This is a genomic window from Nocardioides dubius, from assembly GCF_039528155.1.
Classification (GTDB): domain Bacteria; phylum Actinomycetota; class Actinomycetes; order Propionibacteriales; family Nocardioidaceae; genus Nocardioides; species Nocardioides dubius.
Genome location: NZ_BAAALG010000002.1, coordinates 280,848 through 300,579, shown reverse-complemented (window position 1 = coordinate 300,579; position 19,732 = coordinate 280,848). Strand labels below are relative to the sequence as shown.

Sequence of the window (19,732 nt, the reverse complement as noted above, 5' to 3'; positions counted from 1 at the left end):
ACGTCGCCGACGGCGATCCGGTCGCCGTGGCTCACCGGATTGGTGACCGTCACGCCGGTCTGCTCGGTGATCGCCTCGACGTCCGGGACCCCCGCGTAGACCGGCGCACCCGTCGCCTCGACCACCTCTGCCAGCGCCCGGTGGTGGTCCCAGTGCTGGTGGGTGGTGATCACCGCGTCCAGCGCGCCGTCGGCCAGCTCCAGGAGGGCCGGGGCGTCGTCCGCTGCGTCGATCAGCGCCTGGGCGCCGGTGGCGCGGCAGGTGAGCAGGTAGCAGTTGTTCGACATCTTCTCGTCGACGGCGAGCTTGGCGATGGTCAGCTGGGAAAGCTCGCGGACGTCGGCGGGGCCGCCCGGCGTCACGTCTCCGGTGTAGGTCATGCCACCAGTCTAGGAGGCGGCCCGGCGCAAGTTGGGGCGTTATCAAGCGCAGGTTCGGGCGTTATCAAGCGCAAGCTCGGGCGTTATCAAGCGCAGGTTGGGGCGCTACAAGCGCAAGCTCGGGGGATATTTGTGCGCCCTCGGCTAGTAGGTGGGCGGGGGAGGGACCTCGCCGGAGGACGAGGTGAGGCCGTCGCCGGTGCCGCGGCCGATCAGCCACCACGCGAGGTCGGCGGAGGTCCCGGTGAGGGTGACCGGCTCGGCGTCGCCGGCGACGGCCTCAGCGCCCCAGGTGCGGCCGGTGTCGGTGGCCGCGAACCGCAGGTCGCGGTGGGCCGGGGACCGGCTCTCCAGCAGCAGCTCGCTGAACGCCAGCGGCCACGCGTCGCGGCCCCGATCGGGCAGCCCCAGGTCGGCGTGGTGGATCTCCACCTCGCCCAACCGGCGTCGGGGCACCTCGCGGACGGCGAAGGCGAAGCCGCCACCCTCCGGCAGCCGATGGGCGACGGCGTCCAATCCGGTCTCCGGCAGGGCGCAGAGGGCGTCCGCGATGTCGCCGTCGACGGCGATCGCCCGGGCCCGGATCTCGGCCGGAGCGGCGAGCGCCAGCGCGTCGATGTCGGCATCGCGGCCCTCGGCACTGTCGTACATCGACGCGGGCTGCTCGGCAGCGCTGAGACGCAGCACCCGCAGGAACGCCTCGCCGTTCAACGCCACGTGCGCGATGACGTGGCCCCGGGTCCAGCCGGGCAGGCCGGAGGGCAGCGCGAAGTCGTCGTCCGGCAGAGCGGTGATCGTCTGCTGCCAACGCTGGGCGGCATCGGCCAGCGCAGCACGAAGCGGATAGGTCGGGGGCATGGCGCCATTCAACACCCGCGGACGTCGTGCCTTGGGCAGGCGTGAGATTCTGGCGAGGGCGCGTGGCGACTTGCATCGTCGGCGCGCTTCGCGAACACTTGTTCGAACCGGCCCGTTGCAGCCGACGGGCGCCGACCTCAATCTCCGGGGAAGCATGGCCGACCAGATCACCATCCGCGGTGCGCGTGAGCACAACCTGAAGGACGTCTCCCTCGACCTTCCGCGCGACGCCCTCATCGTCTTCACCGGACTCTCCGGCTCGGGCAAGTCCAGCCTGGCGTTCGACACGATCTTCGCCGAGGGCCAGCGCCGCTACGTCGAGTCCCTCTCGGCATACGCCCGGCAGTTCCTCGGTCAGATGGACAAGCCGGACGTCGACTTCATCGAGGGCCTCTCGCCGGCGGTGAGCATCGACCAGAAGTCGACCTCGAAGAACCCGCGCTCCACGGTCGGCACCATCACCGAGGTCTACGACTACCTGCGCCTGCTCTACGCCCGCGCGGGTCGTCCGCACTGCCCCGTCTGTGGCTCGCCGATCGAGCGGCAGACGCCGCAGCAGATCGTCGACCAGGTGCTGACCTACGAGGAGGGCGTCCGGTTCCAGGTGCTGGCCCCGGTGGTCCGTGGCCGCAAGGGCGAGCACCTCGAGCTGTTCCGCTCGCTGCAGAGCCAGGGCTTCTCCCGGGTCCGGGTGGACGGCGAGACCTCCACCCTGGACGCCGTCCTCGACGGCCCGGTGCTCAACAAGCAGCAGAAGCACACGATCGAGGTCGTCGTCGACCGGCTCGCGGTGAAGCAGAGCGCCAAGCGCCGGCTCACCGACTCCGTGGAGACGGCGCTCAACCTGGCCGGCGGCCTGGTCGTCTTCGACTTCGTCGACCGTGACGCGAAGGCCCCCGACCGTGAGAAGAAGTTCTCCGAGCGGATGGCCTGCCCCAACGAGCACCCGCTCGACACCGACGACCTCGAGCCCCGCTCGTTCTCGTTCAACTCGCCGTTCGGCGCCTGTCCGGAGTGCACCGGCCTCGGCACCCGGATGGAGGTCGACCCGGAGCTGGTGATCGCCGACCCGGGGGCCACCCTCGGCGAGGGCGCGATCCAGCCGTGGAGCGGCGCCCACGTGGCCGACTACTTCCTGCGCCTGCTCGGCGCCCTGGGCGACGAGCTCGGCTTCGACCTGAACACCCCCTGGGAGCAGCTGCCCACCAAGCTGCAGCGGATCATCCTCGACGGCCACCCGACCAAGGTGCACGTGCGGACCCGCAACCGCTACGGCCGCGAGCGCTCCTACTACGCCGCCTACGAGGGCGTGCGCCCCTACATCGAGCGCCGGCACCGCGAGGCGGAGAGCGACACCAGCCGCGACCGCTTCGAGGGCTTCATGCGCGAGGTGCCGTGTCCGGCCTGTGCCGGCAGCCGGCTCAAGCCGGTTTCGATGGCGGTCACCCTCGGCTCGCGTGAGCGGGGCGGGATGAACATCGCCGAGCTCTGCGCCCTGCCGATCCGGGAGACCGCCGCGCACCTGCGCGAGCTGGACCTCTCCGCCAAGGAGCGCCAGATCGGCGAGCGGGTGCTCAAGGAGATCGAGGAGCGGCTCAACTTCCTGCTCGACGTCGGTCTCGACTACCTCTCGCTGGACCGCCCCTCCGGCTCGCTCTCGGGTGGCGAGGCCCAGCGGATCAGGCTCGCCACCCAGATCGGCGCCGGCCTGGTCGGCGTCCTCTACGTCCTCGACGAGCCCTCCATCGGCCTGCACCAGCGCGACAACCAGCGCCTGATCGAGACGCTGGTCCGGCTCAAGGACCTCGGCAACACCCTGATCGTCGTCGAGCACGACGAGGACACCATCCGCACCGCCGACTGGGTGGTCGACATCGGCCCCGGCGCCGGCGAGCACGGTGGCCAGGTCGTGGTCTCGGGCACGGTCGACGACCTGCTCGACCACCCCGACTCCTCGACCGGTGCCTACCTGTCGAAGCGTCGCGAGATCGAGGTGCCGGCGGTGCGTCGTCCGCGCACCAAGGGCCGGGACCTCACCGTCCACGGTGCCCGCGAGAACAACCTCAAGGACGTCACGGTCGACTTCCCGCTGGGCCTCTTCGTGGCCGTCACCGGCGTCTCCGGCTCCGGCAAGTCGACCCTGGTCAACGACATCCTCTACACGTCGTTGGCCAAGGAGCTCTACAACGCCCGCACCGTCGCCGGTCGGCACCGCAAGATCACCGGGCTGGAGCACATCGACAAGGTGATCCACGTCGACCAGTCGCCGATCGGGCGCACCCCGCGCTCCAACCCGGCCACCTACACCGGCGTCTTCGACCACGTGCGCAAGCTCTTCGCCTCCACGCCGGAGGCCAAGATGCGCGGCTACCTGCAGGGCCGGTTCTCCTTCAACGTCAAGGGCGGACGCTGCGAGGCGTGCGCCGGCGACGGCACGATCAAGATCGAGATGAACTTCCTGCCGGACGTCTACGTCCCGTGCGAGGTCTGCCACGGCGCGCGCTACAACCGCGAGACGCTCGAGGTGCACTACAAGGGCAAGAGCATCGCCGAGGTGCTGGACATGCCGATCGAGGAGGCCGCCGAGTTCTTCGCGGCGGTTCCGGCGATCTCGCGGCACATGAAGACGCTCTGCGAGGTGGGCCTGGGCTACGTCCGGCTCGGCCAGCCCGCGACCACGCTCTCAGGCGGTGAGGCGCAGCGCGTCAAGCTCGCCAGCGAGCTGCAGAAGCGCTCCACCGGACGCACGGTCTACGTGCTCGACGAGCCGACCACCGGTCTGCACTTCGAGGACATCCGCAAGCTCCTGCTGGTGCTGGGCCGCCTGGTCGACCAGGGCAACACCGTCCTGGTGATCGAGCACAACCTCGATGTCATCAAGACCGCCGACTACCTGATCGACATGGGCCCCGAGGGTGGCTCCGGTGGTGGCACGGTGGTGGTCACCGGCACTCCCGAGGAGGTCGCCGCCACCGCAGCCAGCCACACCGGCCGCTACCTCGCACCGCTGGTCGGCGTCGAGGCGCGTCCCTATGCGGAGCCGGCCACGGTTCCCGAGCTCGCGGCCCGCAAGACGGCGGCGAAGAAGGCCGCCGCCAAGGTCGCCGCGGCACGCGAGGGCATCGCCACTGCCAGCACCAAGAAGACCACCGCGAAGAAGGCCGCGGCCAAGAAGAGCACGACCAAGAAGAGTGCGGCGAAGAAGAGCAGCGCTTCGTGAGTTGGCTACGCTCGGGGCTATGACCGAACGGAATCGGCTCGCGGCCGGGTTGCCGCGACGCACGGTGGTGACGGTCGGCGGAGTAGGCATCTCCGCCGGTCTGCTGGCGGCCTGCGGCAGTGACGACGGCAACGGCTCGGGCTCGCCGAGCACGACGCCGTCGTCGGAGGCCTCCACGTCCGAGGCGCCCACCTCCCAAACGCCGTCCGAGAGCCCGAGCAGCGCGGCGCCATCCGGCCTGGTGGCGACCGCCGACGTGCCTGTCGGTGGTGGCGTGATCCTCGGCGACGAGCGGCTGGTGGTCACCCAGCCCATCGCCGGTGAGTTCCACGGGTTCTCCTCGACCTGCACCCATCGTGGGTGTCAGGTCAGCGAGGTGACCGACACGATCAACTGCGCCTGTCACGGCAGCAGGTTCGCCATCGAGGACGGCTCGGTGGTCTCAGGTCCGGCGACCGCGGCGTTGCCGGGGGAGCAGGTCTCAGTGAAGGGTGGCCAGGTGGTGCGCGGATGAGTGGTCCCATGATCGGACGTCGCACGACGTTCAAGGGGCTGGGCGCGCTCGGCGTCGCCCTGGTGCTGGCCGGTTGCGGCAGCGACGACGACCGCGGCGGCCCGAGCGCCGAGGCCGGCGAGGTGCTGGCGACGACCTCCGAGGTGCCGGTCGGCGGAGGCCTGGTGCTGGCCGACAAGAAGATCGTGCTGACCCGGCCCACCGCGGGCGAGTTCCTCGCCTTCTCGGCGATCTGCACGCACCAGAGCGGTGAGCTGTCGGTCACCGACGAGGGCCTGCACTGCTCGCTGCACGGCTCGGTCTTCTCGATCGACGACGGCTCCGTGGTGCGCGCTCCGGCGACCGATCCGCTGCCCACCGTGGCGATCACCGTCGAGGGTGACCAGATCCTTGCTGCCTGACCCCGGCTCTGTCGGGTGCTGCTCGTAGGGTTGTCGCGTGGCTGATCCCTCGACCTACCGCCCCAAGCCGGGCACCATCCCGACCCAACCCGGGGTCTACCGGTTCCGGGACGCCCACAAGCGGGTGATCTACGTGGGCAAGGCCAAGAGCCTGCGCCCGCGGCTGTCGTCGTACTTCCAGGATCTGGCGAACCTGCACCCCCGCACCCAGACCATGGTCACCACGGCGGCGAGCGTCGAGTGGACGGTGGTCAACACCGAGGTCGAGGCGCTGCAGCTGGAGTACTCCTGGATCAAGGAGTTCGACCCGCGCTTCAACGTCAAGTACCGCGACGACAAGTCCTACCCGTGGCTGGCGGTGACCGTCGGCGAGGAGTTCCCGCGGGTGATGGTCGGCCGCGGCGCGAAGAAGAAGGGCACCCGCTACTTCGGTCCCTACGGGCACGCCTGGGCGATCCGCGAGACGGTCGACCTGCTGCTCCGGGTCTTCCCGATGCGCTCCTGCTCCAACGGCGTCTTCAAGCGCTCCCAGCAGATCGGCCGGCCCTGCCTGCTCGGCTACATCGACAAGTGTGCTGCGCCCTGCGTGGGCAAGGTGGACGCCGACGAGCACCGCGCCATCGTCGAGGACTTCTGCGAGTTCATGGGCGGGCGCACCGGCGCCTTCGTGAAGCGCCTGGAGAAGGAGATGTACGCCGCCTCCGACGCGATGGAGTTCGAGAAGGCGGCCCGGCTGCGCGACGACCTGGGCGCCCTGAACAAGGCGTTGGAGAAGCAGGCGGTGGTGCTCGGCGACGGCACCGACGCCGACGTGATCGCCGTCGCGGAGGACCCGCTCGAGGTCGCGGTGCAGATCTTCTACGTCCGCGGCGGCCGGATCCGCGGCCAGCGCGGCTGGGTGGCCGACCGGGTCGAGGAGGGCGACACCGGCGATCTGGTCGAGCACTTCCTGCTGCAGCTCTACGGCGGCGAGAGCGGCGACTCCATCCCGCGCGAGATCCTGGTCCCGGCGCTGCCCGCCGACGCCGCCACGTTGGAGCAGCTGCTCGGCGAGATCCGTGGCGCGAAGGTCGCCATCCGGGTGCCGCAGCGCGGCGACAAGAAGACCTTGCAGGAGACGGTCGCGCGCAACGCCGTGCAGGCGCTCGCGCTGCACAAGACCAAGCGTGCCAGTGATCTCACCACCCGCAACCGTGCGCTGGAGGAGATCCAGGAGGCCCTGGAGCTCGGCGAGGTCCCGCTGCGGATCGAGTGCTACGACATCTCCAACCTGCAGGGCACCGAGGTGGTGGCCAGCATGGTGGTCTTCGAGGACGGCCTGCCCCGCAAGAGCGAGTACCGCCGGTTCGTGATCCGCGGCGTCGACGGCCAGAACGACGTCGCCTCGATGCACGAGGTGATCACCCGTCGCTTCCGCCGGCTCCTCGACGAGCGCAGCCCCGAGGCCGGCCCGACCAGCGACTCCGGCCCGATGCTGGTCGACCCGGAGACCGGCAAGCCCCGCAAGTTCGCCTACGTGCCGGGCCTGGTCGTGGTGGACGGCGGCCCGCCCCAGGTGGCGGCGGCGGTGCAGGCGCTGGCCGAGCTCGGTCTCGGCGACATCCCGGTCTGTGGTCTCGCCAAGCGCCTGGAGGAGGTCTGGGTGCCGGGGGAGGAGGACCCGGTGATCATGCCGCGCACCAGTGAGGGCCTCTACCTGTTGCAGCGGGTCCGAGACGAGGCGCACCGCTTCGCGATCACCCATCACCGGGGGCGCCGCTCCAAGACGATGGTCGAGAGCGTGCTCGACGACGTCCCCGGCCTCGGCGAGGTACGGCGCAAGACGCTGCTCAAGCACTTCGGCTCGTTGCGCAAGCTGCGCGCGGCCAGCGTCGAGGAGATCGCCCAGGCGCCGGGCATCGGCCCGGCCATCGCCGCGGCGATCCATCAGGCCGTGTCACAATCGCCCGCAACCCAAGCCCCTCAGGAGCAGTGATGGCTCAGACGCGTACCGCCACCCCGGGCGAGCTGGTCGTGGTCACCGGCATGTCCGGCGCCGGCCGCAGCACCGCCGCGAAGGAGCTGGAGGACCTCGGCTACTTCGTGATCGACAACCTGCCTCCCTCGCTGCTCGGCGAGGTGGTGCGGCTGATCGACGACACCCGTGGCACGGGCCAACCGGTCGCCGTGGTCGTCGACGTCCGCTCGGGCTCGTTCTTCGAGGAGCTGCGCGCCACGATCGCCGACAACTCCACCGGCCGGCACACCACGCTGCTCTTCCTGGAGGCCGACGACAACGTGCTGGTACGGCGCCAGGACGCCGCTCGCCGTCCGCACCCGTTGCAGGGATCCGGCCGGCTGCTGGAGGGCCTCCAGCGCGAGCGCGAGGCGCTGTCGCCGTTGCGCGGGATGGCCGACGTGGTGATCGACACCTCCAACCTCAACGTGCACCAGCTCACCGCGCAGGTGGCCGACAAGTTCGGCACCCCGCAGGTGCTGCGCCTGGCGATCACGGTGGTCAGCTTCGGCTTCAAGTACGGCATCCCGGTGGATGCCGACTTCGTCGCCGACATGCGCTTCCTGCCCAACCCGTACTGGATCCCCGAGCTCAAGGAGCACACCGGCAAGGAGGAGCCGGTCGCCGACTACGTGACCTCGCAGCCCGACGCCGAGCGGTTCCTCGACGCTTGGCTGCCGGTGCTGCAGATCGTCTCGGCCGGCTACCTGCGCGAGGGCAAGCGGTTCATGACCGTCGGCATCGGCTGCACCGGTGGCAAGCACCGCAGCGTGGCGATGACCGAGGAGGTCACCCGGCGGCTGGTGGCGCTCGGCTTCGAGGCGACCGCGGCGCACCGCGACCTCGGTCGCGAATGATCGGCCAGCGCACCCCCGATACCCGCACCCTGCGTCCGGAGGCCGTCGTCGCCCTGGGTGGCGGACACGGGCTGCACGTCACCCTCTCGGCCCTGCGCCGGGTGGTGGCCGATCTCACGGCGATCGTCACGGTCGCCGACAACGGCGGCTCCTCGGGCCGGCTCCGCGACGAGTTCGGCGTCCTCCCGCCCGGCGATCTGCGGATGGCGCTGGCCGCGCTCTGCGGCGACGACGAGTGGGGACAGACCTGGGCCAAGGTGTTGCAGCACCGGTTCAGCGGCACCGGCGAGCTCGGCGGCCACGTGGTCGGCAACGTGCTGATCACCGCCCTGTGGGAGCTCCTCGGCGAGCATGCGGCGGGCCTCGACTGGGTCGGCCGGCTGCTGGACGCCGAGGGCCGCGTGCTGCCGATGTCGGACCAGCCGCTGGACATCGAGGCCGAGGTCCGGGGCGCCGATCCCGCCGACCCGCAGGCGTTGAGCACGGTCCGCGGACAGAAGCAGATCGCCCTCTCTCCGGGCTCGGTGACCTCGATCCGGCTGACCCCGCCGGACGCGTGCGCCAGCGCGGAGGCGCTGGCTGCGATCGAGGCCGCCGACTGGGTCTTCCTCGGCCCGGGCAGCTGGTACACCTCGGTGATCCCGCACCTGCTGCTGCCGGACCTGCGGCGTGCCCTGGTCACCGCCCCGGCCCGCAAGGTGGTCGTGCTCAACCTGCTCGGCGAGGACGGCGAGACCACCGGCTACACCAACGTGGACCTGCTCGCCGCGCTCTTCGAGAGGGCCCCCGATCTCGGCCTGCATGCGGTGCTCGCGGACCGCTCGGCGGTGCACCGCCGAGGTGACGACGCCGACGAGCTGACCCGTGCCGTCGCGAGTGCCGGCGGCTCGTTGGTGCTCGCCGACATCGCGCATGCGGATGGCACCGCACGCCATGACCCGGTCAAGCTTGCCGACGCCTGTGCGCAGATCATCGGCGATGTGTAAGGATCATCGCTATGGCTATGACGGCTCAGGTGAAGTCAGAGCTGGCGAGCACCCAGACAACCAAAACGTGCTGCCGCAAGGCTGAGGTCTCGACGACTCTGCGCTTCGCGGGCGGACTGCACATCGTCAACGGCAGGATCGTGGTCGAGGCGGAGCTCGACACCGGTGCTGCGGCCCGACGACTGCGCACCGACATCGCGGAGATCTTCGGCCACCAGGCCGAGGTCGCGGTGGTCCAGCCCAGCGGCCTGCGCAAGGGCAGCCGGTACGTGCTGCGGGTGGTCCGCGACGGTGAGTCGCTGGCACGTCAGACCGGTCTGCTGGACCAGCGCGGGCGCCCCGTGCGCGGGCTTCCGCCGCAGGTCGTCTCCGGCGGTGGCTGCGACGCCGTCGCCGCGTGGCGTGGTGCCTTCCTGGCCCACGGATCGCTGACCGAGCCCGGCCGCTCCTCGGCCCTCGAGGTGACCTGTCCCGGCCCCGAGGCCGCGTTGGCCCTGGTCGGCGTGGCCCGTCGGCTCGGGATCCAGGCCAAGGCCCGTGAGGTGCGCGGCGTGGACCGCGTGGTGATCCGCGACGGCGACGCGATCGGCGCGCTGCTCACCCGGCTCGGTGCCCACGAGGCGCTGATGGCCTGGGAGGAGCGTCGGATGCGCCGCGAGGTCCGGGCCACCGCGAACCGCCTGGCCAACTTCGACGACGCCAACCTGCGTCGCTCGGCTCGGGCCGCCGTCGCCGCCGGTGCCCGGGTGGAGCGTGCCCTGGAGATCCTCGCCGACGAGGTTCCCGACCACCTGGCGCTCGCGGGCCAGCTCCGGCTCCAGCACAAGCAGGCCAGCCTGGAGGAGCTCGGGCAGCTGCACGACCCCGTGCTCACCAAGGACGCGATCGCGGGCCGGATCCGCCGCCTGCTGGCGATGGCCGACAAGAAGGCCGAGGACCTCGGCATCCCGGACACGGAGTCCTCGCTGACCCCCGAGATGCTTGCCGAGGACGCCTGAGCACGACGCCACGAGACACCGCCACGAGGAGGACAGACGGATGACTGTACGAGTCGGGATCAACGGGTTCGGCCGGATCGGCCGCAACTTCTACCGGGCGGTGCGCGCATCGGGCGCCGACGTCGAGGTGGTGGCGGTCAACGACCTCACCGACCATGCCTCCTTGGCGCATCTGCTCAAGTACGACTCGGTGCTCGGCGTGCTGGACGCCGAGGTGCGCGGTGACGACGAGACGATCACCGTCGACGGCAGCAGCTTCGTGGCCCACGCCCAGCGCGACCCGGCCCAGATCCCGTGGGCGGATGCGGGCGTCGACGTGGTGGTGGAGTCCACCGGCTTCTTCACCGACGCTGCCAAGGCCCGCGCGCACATCGACAGCGGTGGCGCCCGCAAGGTGATCATCTCGGCGCCGGCCACCGGTGCCGACTTCACTGTGGTGATGGGCGTCAACCACGCCGCCTACGATCCCGCCGCGCACGCCGTCATCTCCAATGCCTCGTGCACCACCAACTGCCTGGCACCGCTGGCCAAGGTGCTGCACGACGGGCTGGGCATCGAGCGTGGCCTGATGACCACGGTGCACGCCTACACCGCCGACCAGAACCTGCAGGACAACATCCACCGCGACCTGCGTCGCGCCCGTGCCGCAGCGATCAACGTAGTGCCCACCTCGACCGGTGCCGCCAAGGCGATCGGCCTGGTGCTGCCCGAGCTCGACGGACGCCTCGACGGCTACGCGCTGCGGGTGCCGGTGCCGACCGGCTCGATCACCGACCTCACCGTCACCACCTCGCGCGCGACCAGCGTCGAGGAGGTCAACGAGCTCTTCGCCGTGGCGGCGTCGGGGGCGTTGGCGGGATATCTCCAGTACTCCACCGACCCGATCGTCTCCTCCGATATCGTCACCAACCCGGCCTCCTGCATCTTCGACGCGCCGCTCACAAAGGTGATCGGCGACCAGGTGAAGGTGGCCGGCTGGTACGACAACGAGTGGGGCTACTCCAACCGGTTGGTGGACCTGATCGTGCACCTCGGCTCGACCCTCTGAGACCCTTTCCCCACCGCACCACCTCACGTACGACTGCAGAACAGGAAGACATGTCCGGCATCGACGCCCTGACCGCTGCCCTCGGGGGCTCCCTGCGCGGCAAGCGCATTCTGGTCCGCTCCGACCTCAACGTGCCGCTGGACGGCACCACGATCACCGACGACGGCCGGATCCGGGCGAGCGCGCCCACCATCGCCGCCCTCGCCGAGGCCGGTGCCCGGGTGGTCGTCACCGCCCACCTCGGCCGGCCCAAGGGTGCCGTCGACCCGGCCTACTCGCTGGCGCCGGTCGCGGCCCGGCTGGGCGAGGTGCTCGGCCGGCCGGTCGCCTTCGCCACCGACACCGTGGGCGAGAGCGCCCAGCAGGTCGTCGCCGGACTGGGCGACGGTGACGTCGCGGTCCTGGAGAACGTCCGGTTCAACGCCGGGGAGACCAGCAAGGACGACGCCGAGCGCGGCGCCTTCGCCGACCAGCTCGCCGCACTCGCCGACGGCTTCGTCAGCGACGGCTTCGGCGTGGTGCACCGCAAGCAGGCCTCGGTCTACGACGTCGCGGCCCGGCTGCCGCACGCGATGGGCCAGCTGGTCGCCGCGGAGATCACCGTGCTGCGCCGGCTCACCGTCGACCCCGAGCGCCCCTATGTGGTGGTGCTCGGCGGCTCGAAGGTCTCCGACAAGCTCGGCGTGATCGACAACCTGCTCGGCAAGGCCGACAAGCTGCTGATCGGCGGCGGCATGGTCTTCACCTTCCTCGCCGCCCAGGGCCACGAGGTCGGCAAGAGCCTGCTGGAGAGCGACCAGCTCGAGGTGTGCCGCAGCTACCTGGCGCGTGCCGCGGAGAGCGGCGTGGAGATCCTGCTGCCGACCGACATCGTCGTGGACACCGCGTTCCCCTCGGGTGAGCGCGCGCCGCAGCCTCAGGTGGTGGCCGCCGACGCGATTCCCGCCGACGCGCTCGGCCTCGACATCGGCCCCGAGTCGGGCGCGGCGTTCGCCGCGGCGCTGGCCGACGCGAAGACGGTCTTCTGGAACGGCCCGATGGGCGTCTTCGAGGTCGACGCCTTCGCCGGTGGCACCCGTGCCGTCGCCCAGGCGCTGACCGCGGTGCCCGGGCTCTCGGTGGTTGGCGGCGGTGACTCGGCCGCCGCGGTGCGCCAGCTCGGCTTCGCCGAGTCGGCCTTCGGCCACATCTCCACCGGTGGCGGTGCCAGCCTGGAGTACCTCGAGGGCAAGGAACTGCCCGGCATCTCGATCCTGGAGGGCTGAGCGATGGCAGCGAAGAAGCCCCAGGGCCGGGTGCCGCTGATGGCCGGCAACTGGAAGATGAACAAGAACCACCAGGAAGCGGTGGTCTTCGTCCAGAAGCTGGCCTGGACCCTGTCGGACAAGCGACACGACTACGCCGCGGTCGAGGTCGCGGTGATCCCGCCGTTCACCGACCTGCGCTCGGTGCAGACCCTCGTCGATGGCGACCGGCTCTCGATCCGCTACGGCGCCCAGGACCTCTCCGCCCACGACTCCGGCGCCTTCACCGGCGAGATCTCGGCGGGCATGCTCGCCAAGCTCGGCTGCGCCTACGTCGTGGTGGGCCACTCGGAGCGGCGCCAGTTCCACGCCGAGGACGACGCCCTGGTCAATGCCAAGACCCGCAAGGCCCTGGCTGCCGAGATCACGCCGATCGTCTGCGTGGGCGAGGGCCTCGAGGTACGCCAGGCCGGCGGCCACGTCGCGCACACCGTCGCCCAGCTCGACGGTGCGCTGGCCGGCATCGACGCCGAGGCGGTCGCCGGGCTGGTCATCGCCTACGAGCCGGTCTGGGCGATCGGCACCGGCGAGGTCGCGACCCCGGCCGACGCGCAGGAGGTCTGCGCCGCACTGCGGGCCCGGGTCCAGGAGCTGCACGGCGAGGAGGCGGCGGCCGCCGTCCGGATCCTCTACGGCGGCTCGGTCAAGGCGGCCAACGTGGCCGCCATCATGCAGCAGTCCGACATCGACGGAGCGCTCGTCGGCGGCGCCAGCCTGGAGGTCGAGGAGTTCAGCGGGATCTGCCGCTTCTACGACATGCCGGTGCTGTGATCTCCACCCCAGTCAGATAGGGTTCGACACTGTGGAACTTGTCTTCACCATCATCCTCGTGATCACCAGCCTGCTGCTGATCCTCCTTGTCCTGCTGCACAAGGGACGCGGCGGCGGCCTCTCCGACATGTTCGGCGGCGGTGTCTCCAGCGGTCTGGGCGGTTCCTCGGTCGCCGAGCGCAACCTCGACCGGCTGACGGTCGGCATCGGCGTGATCTGGGCGGCCTGCCTGATCGCCCTGGGGCTGTTGGTCGCCTACTCCTGATATCCCTACGTCGATGTGCTGACGTTCTGACTCACTGAGAGGTAGTCGTAGTCGTGGCAGGTGGAGGAAACGCGATCCGGGGCAGCCGGATCGGATCAGGTCCGATGGGTGAGGCCGAGCGTGGCGAGGCCGCGCCGCGGCAGACGGTCACCTACCACTGCTCACAGGCCCACCGCGCGGAGATCACCTTCTCCACCGAGGCGGCAGTCCCGGAGTCCTGGGACTGCCCCAAGTGCGGTCGCCCGGCCAGCCTCGACTCCGACAACCCCCCTCCGGCGCAGCGCAACGAGCCGTACAAGACTCACCTCGCCTACGTGAAGGAGCGCCGCTCCGACGCCGAGGCGGCCGACATCCTCGACGAGGCGATCGCGCTGCTGCGCTCGCGCCGCAAGTCGGGCGACGTCATCTTCTGATCGTCACCGCAGCGAGGCGGCGTCCGCGTCCATCCACCAGATGGTCTCGAGACGCCCGCTGACGCCGCGGGCCGGGTTCTCCGTGACAGGGCCGGGACGGTGCGCAGCAGCCACCGCCTCGGCCTTCGTCGTTCCCGAGGCGACGAACCAGACTGCCCGCGCGCGGTTCAGCGCCGGCAGGGTGAGGGTGATCCGCTGCGGCGGAGGCTTGGGGGAGTCGGTGACGCCGACGGCGACCGCCTCGGCGTCCAGCGCGGGATGCCCCGGGAAGAGCGAGGCGACGTGGCCGTCGGGGCCGACACCGAGCATCACCACCTCGAACTCACCGGCGGTGCCCGGCTGGCTGCCGTGCCGGCGCAGCTCGTCGCCGTAGCGCGCGGCGGCCTGGTGCACCGACCCGCAGCCCACGGTGACCGCCGGCATCGGATGGAGTCGCTCGCTGGCGGCGCCGAGGTCGGCCAGGATCCGGAGCACCTCGGCGTCGTTGCGGTCGGCTGAGCCGGCCGGGACGAACCGCTCGTCGCCCCACCAGAAGTCGACCAGGTGCCACTGCACCGCCGAGCCGGGGCCGAGCTCGGCGAGCTCGCGGTGGATCTCCGTGGCGATGGTGCCGCCGGTCAGTGCGACCGACGGCACGCGACCTGCCGCCTGCGCCTCGGCGAGACGCTGGATGAGTGCGTTCGCGACCTCCCGCGCCAGCGTGGGCGGATCGGGGAGGACGCGGCCGGTCATCGCAGCGCCCGCACCACGTCGTTGAAGCCGCCGGGCTTCTGCGCATGCAGCCGGAGCACCGGCCGCCCGCGCTGGGTGAGGATCTGGCCGTCGCCGATCGCCTGGGCGGTGATGAACTGCTGGAGCGTGAACTCGCGCCCGGGGACGTCCAGATCCTGCTCGGGCTCGCAGGTGAGCTGCAGGAACACTCCGGTGGCGGGCCCGCCCTTGTGGTACTGCCCGGTGGAGTGCAGGAACCGGGGGCCCCAGCCGAAGGTCACCGGACGACCGGTGCGCGCGGCGAGCAGGTCGCGCAGCCGGGCCACGTCGGCGTCGCGCTCGGCGTCCAGGTAGGCCTGGACGGCGAGGTAGCCGTGCTCGGGGTCGATCCTGGCGAGCAGCGCCGCAACCGCGTCGTCCGCCGAGGTGATCGGGGCGGCGAGCCAGCCGGCTGCGTAGATGTCGATGCTCGCGCTGGAGCAGCGGGGGACCGGGCTGGCCACCGTGCCGCCGAGCATCTCGCGTGCCGCGGCCTTGGAGCTCTCCACGTCGGGCTGGTCGAACGGGTTGATCTCGAGGATCCGCCCGGCGACCGCGACCGCGGCCTCCCAGAGCAGGAACTGCGCGCCCAATCCGGCATCCACCGCCGCACCAATGCCGGAGGCGGGGGCGACGTGGTCCAGGACGAAGTTCGGGCCCCAGGTGGCGACCACGCTGTCGGGGGTGCTCGGCACCACGTTGGGCTTTGAGGTGTCGCCGACGGCGATCGGCAGGATGCCGGTGCCCTCCTTGCCGGTCGACTCGGCGATCAGCTGCTCGGCCCAGATGCCGAGCTCGGCGAACGGCGCACCGGCCTCAGCGAGGACCAGCTTGTCCACGCCGGCCCGGGCGGCGAGGCCGAGCACGGCGCCGAGCCACAGTGCGGGGTTGGCCTGGTCGTCGGCCGCGAGCGACGGCGCGATGGTCGCGGCGTCGTCGAGCAGCTGCGCGACGTCCACGCCGGCCAGGCCCGACGGCACCAGCCCGAACGCGGAGAGCGCCGAGTAGCGCCCGCCGACCTCGGGGTCGGCGAGGAAGACCCGGTGCCCGGCGGCGCGGGCATCGGTCTCCAACGGCGAGCCCGGGTCGGTGACGACGACGATCCGGCTGGCGGGGTCGATGCCCGCGGCACGGAACGCGCGGTCGAAGATGCGGCGCTGGCTGTCGGTCTCCACGGTGCCGCCGGACTTGCTGGAGACGACCACGACGGTGCCGGCGAGGTCGTCCTCGATCGCCCGGCGCACGACGTCGGGGGAGGAGGAGTCCAGCACCCGCAGCGGCACGCCTGCCCCCTGGCAGATCACCTCGGGGGCCAGCGACGAGCCGCCCATGCCGCAGAGCACGACGTGGCGCACGCCGTCGGCGTGCAGCTCGTCGCGCAGTGCGGTGATCTGGCCGATCAGGTCGCGGGAGGTGTCGTGCAGGTCGACCCAGCCGAGCCGCTTGCCGGCCTCGTCCTGAGCCTCGGGGCCCCACAGCGTGGCGTCGCCGGCGAAGAGCCGCGAGGCGACCCGGTCAGCGAGCAGCGCGTCGAGTGCCTCCCGCACCCGGGCCCGATCGGGGTGGTTGAGCCGCACGGTGAAGCCCGGACCCTCGGTCCGGACCCAGCCCAGGCTCTCTGCTTGCCCCGAGCTCACCGGCGAACCGCCGCCAACTGCGTGGTCACGGTCGCGACGAGCTCGTCCCAGGAGGTGATGAACTTCGAGACGCCCTCGTCCTCGAGCAGGGCGAGCACGTCGTCGAAGTCGACGCCGACCTCGGCCAGCGCGGCCAGCACCGCCGCGGACTCCTCGCCGCGTCCGGAGACGGTGTCTCCCTCGACGACGCCGTGGTCGGCGAACGCCTGCATCGTCTTCTCGGGCATGGTGTTCACCGCACCGTCGACGACCAGCTGGGTGACGTAGAGGGTGTCCGGGTAGGCCGGGTCCTTGACGCCGGTCGAGGCCCACAGCGGACGCTGCACGTTGGCTGCCGGCAGGGTGCGGAAGCGGGCGTCGCCGAAGGTCTCCTCGAACGCCGCGTAGGCGAGCCGGGCATTGGCCAGGGCCGCCTTGCCGCGCAGCGCGACGGCCTCGGCGGTGCCCAGCGCATCGAGCCGCTTGTCGATCTCCGAGTCGACCCGGGAGACGAAGAACGACGCGACCGAGTGGATCCGGGACAGGTCGATCCCGGCCCGCTGGGCCTTCTCCAGCCCGGCGATGTAGGCGTCCATCACCGCGCGGTAGCGATCGATGCCGAAGATCAGCGTCACGTTGACGCTGATCCCCTCACCGATCGCGGCCGTGATCGCGGGCAGGCCCTCCTCGGTCGCCGGGATCTTGATCATCACGTTGGGACGATCCACCGCGGCCCACAGCTCGCGGGCCTGGGCGATGGTGCCCTCGGTGTCCCGGGCCAGGCCCGGGTCGACCTCGATCGAGACCCGGCCGTCGAACGGGTCGGCGTCGTAGACCTCGCGGAGCACGTCGCACGCGGCCCGCACGTCGTCGGTGGTCAGCTCGGTGATCGCGCGAGCGGCGTCCGCGCCGTCGGCGGCCAGCGCCGTCAGCTGCGCTGCGTAGCGCTCGCCGTCAGCGAGCGCCCCGGCGAAGATGGTCGGGTTGGTGGTGACCCCGACCACCGAGCTCTCGGCGACCAGCGCCGCGAGGTTGCCGGTCTCCAGGCGCTCGCGGGACAGGTCGTCCAACCAGATCGACACGCCGGCTTCGGCGAGGGACTTCAGGCGTTCGGACACTTGCAAACCTCCGTAGGTTCCTAGGCGTGTGCGTGCGACGGCAGGCTCAGGCAGATGCTGCCCTCACGCTGTCGTGTGCGGCACGAGCAACGGCCTCGGCGGTGATGCCATATTCGGTGAACATCCGGCCCGCGTCAGCAGAAGCGCCGAACGTCTCGATGGAGACGATGTTCCCGGCGTCGCCGACGACCTCACGCCACCCCTGGCCGATGCCGGCCTCGACCGAGACCCGGGCCCGCACGGTGGGGGGGATGACGGTGTCGCGGTAGGCCTGGTCCTGGGCGTTGAACCACTCGAGGCAGGGCAGCGAGACCACGCGGGCCTGGACGCCGTCGGCCGCGAGCAGGGTGCGGGCCTCGACCGCGAGCTGGACCTCGGAGCCGGTGGCCACCAGGACCACGTCCGGGTCGCCGCCGTCGGCGTCGATCAGCACGTAGCCGCCCTTGGCGACGCCGTCGACGCCGGCGAAGCCCTCGGTCTCGCGGGGGAAGGTCGGCAGGTTCTGGCGGCTCAGGCAGAGGCCGACCGGCTGGTCGGTGATCTGGGCCACCGCGCGCCAGGCGGCCACCGTCTCGTTGGCGTCGGCGGGGCGGACCACGGCCAGGCCGGGGATCGCCCGAAGCGCGGCGAGGTGCTCGATCGGCTGGTGGGTGGGGCCGTCCTCGCCGAGGCCCACCGAGTCGTGGGTCCAGACGAAGATGCTGGGGATCTGCATCAGCGCGGCCAGGCGCACGGACGGGCGCATGTAGTCGGCGAACTGTAGGAAGGTCCCGCCGAAGGCGCGGGTCAGGCCCCCGAGCGTGATGCCGTTGAGGATCGCCCCCATCGCGTGCTCGCGGATGCCGAAGTGCAGGACCCGGCCCTGGTACGGGTCGGTGGTCCACTGCTCGGTGGTGCGGTCGGCCGGGCCGAAGGACGGCACGCCGTTGATGGTGGTGTTGTTGGAGCCGGCCAGGTCGGCCGAGCCGCCCCACAGCTCGGGCAGGTGGGCGGCGAGGGCGTTGATCGCCTTGCCGGAGGCGGAGCGGGTCGCCACGCCCTTGGCGTCGGCCTCGAAGACCGGGAGGTCGGCGTCCCAGCCGGCCGGCAGCTCGCGGTTGCGCAGCCGGTGCAGCAGTGCGGCCTGCTCCGGGTTCGCGGTGGCCCAGGCCTGGTAGTCGGCGTCCCACGCGGCGCCGGCCTCGGCGCCCCGGGTGCGGGCCTGACGGGTGTGCGCGAGCACGTCGTCGGCGACCGCGAAGTGCTGCTCGGGGTCGAAGCCGAGCACCTTCTTGGTGAGCACGATCTCTTCGGCGCCCAGCGCCGAGCCGTGTGAGGCCTCGGTGCCCTGCGCGTTCGGCGCGGGCCAGGCGATGATCGTGTTGAGCGCGATGATCGAGGGCTTGTCGCTGACCGCGCGGGCCGCGCCGATGGCGTCGTAGAGCGCCTGGACGTCCTCGACGTAGGCACCGGTCGCGGTCCAGTCCACGCGCTGCACGTGCCAGCCGTAGGCCGCGTAGCGGGCCAGGACGTCCTCGGAGAAGGCGATGTCGGTGTCGCCCTCGATGGAGATCTTGTTGTCGTCCCAGATCACCGTCAGGTTGCCCAGCTGCTGGGCGCCGGCGATCGCGGAGGCCTCGGCGGAGACGCCCTCCTGCAGGTCGCCGTCCGAGGCGATCACGTAGACGTCGCGGTCGAACGGCGAGGTGCCGTCAGCGGCCGGGTCGAGCAGGCCGCGCTCGCGGCGGGCGGCCATCGCCATGCCGACCGCGTTGGCGATGCCCTGGCCGAGCGGGCCGGTGGTGGTCTCCACGCCGGCGGTGTGGCCGTACTCGGGGTGCCCCGGGGTCTTGGAGCCCCAGGTGCGGAAGGCCTTGAGGTCGTCGAGCTCCAGCCCGAAGCCGGCCAGGTAGAGCTGGATGTAGAGGGTGAGGCTGCTGTGGCCGCAGGAGAGCACGAACCGGTCACGCGCGACCCAGGAGGGGTCGGCGGGGTCGTGGCGCATCACCTTCTGGAACAGCAGGTAGGCGGCGGGCGCGAGGCTCATCGCGGTACCCGGGTGGCCGTTTCCGACCTTCTGCACGGCGTCCATGGCCAGGACACGGGCCGTGTCCACTGCCCGCTGGTCGAGTTCGGTCCACTCCAGGCGCGGCAATTCGGAGGTCAAGGGTGTTCCTTCCGGGGGAATGAGGAGACGGCAACTCTGAGCCTACTCAAGGTGAGCGGTAGACTCATCCCCGGCTCATGTCTAGAGCCGT

At 71.3% G+C, this 19,732-nt stretch carries 18 protein-coding genes; 12 read left to right on the top strand and 6 right to left on the bottom strand.

Annotation, left to right across the window (positions count from 1 at the left end; genetic code table 11):
- Positions 1–380, bottom strand: a 380-nt coding sequence (locus tag ABD151_RS03250; RefSeq protein WP_343991285.1) for an MBL fold metallo-hydrolase, incomplete at its 3' end; no start/stop codon positions are given.
- Between the two features lie 144 nt (positions 381–524).
- On the bottom strand, positions 525–1,238 hold the full coding sequence (locus ABD151_RS03245) for a DinB family protein (RefSeq protein WP_343991283.1): 714 nt from the start codon (positions 1,236–1,238) through the stop codon (positions 525–527).
- A gap of 154 nt (positions 1,239–1,392) precedes the next feature.
- On the opposite strand from ABD151_RS03245, the gene uvrA reads away from it, so the two are divergent.
- From uvrA to ABD151_RS03185, 12 genes are read left to right on the top strand one after another with little or no spacing between them, the layout of a single operon-like run.
- On the top strand, positions 1,393–4,458 hold the full coding sequence (gene uvrA / locus ABD151_RS03240) for an excinuclease ABC subunit UvrA (protein WP_343991281.1): 3,066 nt from the start codon (positions 1,393–1,395) through the stop codon (positions 4,456–4,458).
- A 19-nt stretch (positions 4,459–4,477) separates the two neighbouring features.
- Entirely contained in the window at positions 4,478–4,972 is a 495-nt protein-coding gene (locus ABD151_RS03235) for a Rieske (2Fe-2S) protein (RefSeq protein ID WP_343991279.1), read from the top strand.
- 8 nt (positions 4,973–4,980) lie between these two features.
- Positions 4,981–5,373, top strand: a complete 393-nt coding sequence (locus ABD151_RS03230) for a Rieske (2Fe-2S) protein (protein WP_343991277.1) — start codon at positions 4,981–4,983, stop codon at positions 5,371–5,373.
- Positions 5,374–5,410: 37 nt separating this feature from the next.
- Complete coding sequence (gene uvrC / locus ABD151_RS03225) at positions 5,411–7,348, top strand: excinuclease ABC subunit UvrC (RefSeq protein ID WP_343991275.1); 1,938 nt, start codon at positions 5,411–5,413, stop codon at positions 7,346–7,348.
- Positions 7,348–8,226 carry an RNase adapter RapZ gene (gene rapZ / locus ABD151_RS03220; RefSeq protein ID WP_343991273.1) on the top strand — a complete coding sequence of 293 codons (879 nt, stop codon included), beginning with the start codon at positions 7,348–7,350 and terminating at the stop codon, positions 8,224–8,226. Before uvrC ends, rapZ begins: the two co-directional genes overlap by 1 nt.
- A complete protein-coding gene (locus ABD151_RS03215) occupies positions 8,223–9,212 on the top strand; it encodes a gluconeogenesis factor YvcK family protein (protein ID WP_343991271.1) in 990 nt (329 codons plus the stop codon). The genes rapZ and ABD151_RS03215 overlap by 4 nt, the downstream gene beginning before the upstream one ends.
- 11 nt (positions 9,213–9,223) lie before the next feature.
- The gene (whiA, locus tag ABD151_RS03210) at positions 9,224–10,210 is read left to right on the top strand and encodes a DNA-binding protein WhiA (RefSeq protein WP_343991269.1); all 987 of its coding nucleotides are present in this window, start codon (positions 9,224–9,226) and stop codon (positions 10,208–10,210) included.
- Positions 10,211–10,250: 40 nt separating this feature from the next.
- Positions 10,251–11,258, top strand: coding sequence for a type I glyceraldehyde-3-phosphate dehydrogenase (gene gap, locus ABD151_RS03205; RefSeq protein ID WP_343991267.1), 1,008 nt, complete (start codon positions 10,251–10,253; stop codon positions 11,256–11,258).
- 50 nt (positions 11,259–11,308) lie between these two features.
- Positions 11,309–12,523 carry a phosphoglycerate kinase gene (locus ABD151_RS03200; protein WP_343991265.1) on the top strand — a complete coding sequence of 405 codons (1,215 nt, stop codon included), beginning with the start codon at positions 11,309–11,311 and terminating at the stop codon, positions 12,521–12,523.
- Positions 12,524–12,526: 3 nt separating this feature from the next.
- The gene (tpiA, locus tag ABD151_RS03195; RefSeq protein WP_343991263.1) at positions 12,527–13,333 is read left to right on the top strand and encodes a triose-phosphate isomerase; all 807 of its coding nucleotides are present in this window, start codon (positions 12,527–12,529) and stop codon (positions 13,331–13,333) included.
- Positions 13,334–13,364: 31 nt separating this feature from the next.
- The gene (gene secG / locus ABD151_RS03190) at positions 13,365–13,598 is read left to right on the top strand and encodes a preprotein translocase subunit SecG (protein ID WP_343991261.1); all 234 of its coding nucleotides are present in this window, start codon (positions 13,365–13,367) and stop codon (positions 13,596–13,598) included.
- Between the two features lie 53 nt (positions 13,599–13,651).
- The gene (locus tag ABD151_RS03185; RefSeq protein WP_343991259.1) at positions 13,652–14,011 is read left to right on the top strand and encodes an RNA polymerase-binding protein RbpA; all 360 of its coding nucleotides are present in this window, start codon (positions 13,652–13,654) and stop codon (positions 14,009–14,011) included.
- 3 nt (positions 14,012–14,014) lie between these two features.
- Here the strand turns inward: ABD151_RS03185 and pgl are convergent, their stop codons facing one another.
- Genes pgl through tkt form a run of 4 tightly spaced genes read right to left on the bottom strand, consistent with a single transcriptional unit; the run spans position 14,015 to position 19,641 of the window.
- The gene (gene pgl, locus ABD151_RS03180; protein WP_343991257.1) at positions 14,015–14,743 is read right to left on the bottom strand and encodes a 6-phosphogluconolactonase; all 729 of its coding nucleotides are present in this window, start codon (positions 14,741–14,743) and stop codon (positions 14,015–14,017) included.
- Positions 14,740–16,398, bottom strand: coding sequence for a glucose-6-phosphate isomerase (locus ABD151_RS03175; RefSeq protein WP_343991255.1), 1,659 nt, complete (start codon positions 16,396–16,398; stop codon positions 14,740–14,742). The genes pgl and ABD151_RS03175 overlap by 4 nt, the downstream gene beginning before the upstream one ends.
- Positions 16,395–17,495: a transaldolase gene (tal, locus tag ABD151_RS03170; RefSeq protein ID WP_343991253.1), complete on the bottom strand. Its 1,101-nt coding sequence runs from the start codon at positions 17,493–17,495 to the stop codon at positions 16,395–16,397. The genes ABD151_RS03175 and tal overlap by 4 nt, the downstream gene beginning before the upstream one ends.
- 46 nt (positions 17,496–17,541) lie before the next feature.
- Complete coding sequence (tkt, locus tag ABD151_RS03165) at positions 17,542–19,641, bottom strand: transketolase (protein ID WP_343991251.1); 2,100 nt, start codon at positions 19,639–19,641, stop codon at positions 17,542–17,544.
- Positions 19,642–19,732: the final 91 nt, after the last annotated feature.